General features: G+C 60.0%; 3 protein-coding genes. All 3 read right to left on the reverse strand.

Going from position 1 to position 2,085, the window contains the following annotated elements; genetic code table 11:
• Nucleotides 1-99: 99 nt before the first annotated feature.
• The gene (locus G5S38_RS15425) at nt 100-1,254 is read right to left on the reverse strand and encodes a DUF262 domain-containing protein (protein WP_165070527.1); all 1,155 of its coding nucleotides are present in this window, start codon (nt 1,252-1,254) and stop codon (nt 100-102) included.
• Nucleotides 1,255-1,406: 152 nt separating this feature from the next.
• Entirely contained in the window at nt 1,407-1,643 is a 237-nt protein-coding gene (locus G5S38_RS15925; RefSeq protein ID WP_201276718.1) for a hypothetical protein, read from the reverse strand.
• Nucleotides 1,644-1,681: 38 nt separating this feature from the next.
• Nucleotides 1,682-1,936 (reverse strand): hypothetical protein, encoded by a 255-nt coding sequence (locus G5S38_RS15435; protein WP_165070530.1) that lies wholly within the window; start codon nt 1,934-1,936, stop codon nt 1,682-1,684.
• Between the last annotated feature and the right edge of the window lie 149 nt (nt 1,937-2,085).

Genomic DNA, 2,085 nt, shown 5'->3' on the forward strand with positions numbered 1-2,085 from the left:
GCCAGATCCCGCCTCACCCTCGTCCCCGACACCGGAACCGAGGTGACCACCGAACCCGCCCTCGGACTCAGCGCCTAACCCCCAAACCGAAGGACACCGCTACACCACCACCGGGGACTTGACCTCCTTAAGTGGGAAGGACGACCCTGCAACACATTCTTGGAAATCGCCGATATATCCCGCCAGCAATATTTCATCCGCAATTGCTTCTTGCCAAAAGGCAGACGGCGTCGCGAGAAGGTCGCCGGCCTTGATTGAAGAGATGCTAGCTGGTGACTTCTTGCTTCCGACCGCGCGAGGCGCGGGCTTCTCGGAGTCCAGGGCCACATAGCAGGCGGTGACGAGTTGAGCCATTAGTTCCGGGCGGTCATTCTTCGAGGCCCATCCAAATGCGCCCTCCAATTGCCCCAGGTCGTCTATCCACTCTCGAAGCAATACGGGGTCGGCGTCCGCACTGGTGTCGCTGTAAAGCCAGCTGTGGAGCAAATCGACGGTCGATACTTTCGTGCCGGTCGTGTTGAGAGTCTCGAAGATTTCACAAATCTCTCCGAGGCTGTATCCCGAAGGCACGATGTAAACCGCGAGCACCGTCTGGCTGATCCCGGCGAACGCCTTCTTGAGGATCTCATCTCTTCGCTGCAACTCTTCAGCTGGCGGCAGTTGTTTATTGGCGTAGTTGGCTGGGTCCTTGATTGCCTGAATGTATTCGAGCCATTGACCGAGGAGTTCAGAGTCCGGTTCAGTGGCTAATGGGAACAGTCCCTGACCGATGCAGACACTCAGCTGGTCGAGTTTGCCCGCCTTGACTTGCGCATCCCGAATGTAGCGGACTCTTTCGCTGGAATCCTGGTGTGTTACATCAAGAAAGTACCTGCCTGAGAACCGCCTTCGCGCATCTGTAGCTCGGAGCCCGCCGAAAGCCATGGCGAGTGCGGTTGCCCGCTGCCGGCCATCAAGTACTGCGAAGAACTTCTTCGGGCGTTCGTCATGCATCGCGATTTTCGCTGTGGCAGAAACGCCGTTTACCGTGTCAGGGATAGACGCGGATTCCAGAGTCAGTTCGCTGTCGTCAGCCTGCTCCCAAAGCGTTGCCATTCCTATCGGTCGAGCCTCAATCACCGATAGTGCGAGGCCAGTTACCTCTGCTTCCGACCAGACAAAATCACGCTGAAAGGACGGAACTAGCCAGGTATTCGATCGAAGAAGATCCAGCAGATCGGAGATATTCGTGGATTCCACAACCAGTTTTGCCATGCGCGTTCCCCTTTGAAGGCTTTGACACGCCGGAGTTCGGGTGCCCAAGTGTCTACATCGTGACATGTTTCGAGGGCCACATTAGCGAATGACGAGAAATTATCCGGATCAGTAGCTACTTCCCGGCGGGACCTGTTCGAGGTTGAACGTCCTTATTTCGTGATGGCACAGGGGAAGTTCCCCAGGGTCCCCGGTACCGCGATGGTGTGCTCGCCGACCTCCTCGAGCAGCGTGTCGAGGCCGGCCGCCCCACCGTTGACCCGGTCGTCGTACCCCGTCCAATAGCTGACCGCGAGATCCCACCCATCGGCGATCAGCGTGCGGGCAATCCCCGCGCCGATACCGACGGGCCGTCCGACCCCCGTGATGACTGCGACTGGTCGTGACATGTGGGGGAGTCTAGGGCGACGGATGCCACAGCCCGCGGCTACGGCGCCGGCGGGCCGTCAGACCACGCGCTGCCGTCCGCAGCCCAGGGCCGCCGCGGCTTCTTCGTCGCGGCGATCCCCATGGAGAAGAACGCGAGCCCTAGGGCGACGAACGGGAGTCCGATTGCCCAGTTGTCCATCGTCAGGAAGAAGACAACACCCACCATCGTGAAGACGACGCCGAGCGCGCTGTTCTGGTTGCTGTCGAGGCCGGCCTTCGCGTCGCCGCTGTCATCCTTCTGCGATTCGGTCATGCATCCACGGTAGGACTATGGATGGGTCAAGTCCCCGGTGGTGGTGTAGCGGTGTCCTTCGGTTTGGGGGTTAGGCGCTGAGTCCGAGGGCGGGTTCGGTGGTCACCTCGGTTCCGGTGTCGGGGACGAGGGTGAGGCGGGATCTGGCG

The sequence above is a fragment of the Marisediminicola senii genome (genome assembly GCF_011057645.1).
Taxonomy (GTDB): Bacteria; Actinomycetota; Actinomycetes; order Actinomycetales; family Microbacteriaceae; genus Marisediminicola; species Marisediminicola senii.

Excerpts from the sequence above, each read along its gene's own strand:
- G5S38_RS15425 (WP_165070527.1), bottom strand. The coding sequence starts at position 1,254 with ATGGCAAAACTGGTTGTGGAATCCACGAATATCTCCGATCTGCTGGAT.
- G5S38_RS15925 (WP_201276718.1), bottom strand. The coding sequence starts at position 1,643 with ATGTCACGACCAGTCGCAGTCATCACGGGGGTCGGACGGCCCGTCGGT.
- G5S38_RS15435 (WP_165070530.1), bottom strand. The coding sequence starts at position 1,936 with ATGACCGAATCGCAGAAGGATGACAGCGGCGACGCGAAGGCCGGCCTC.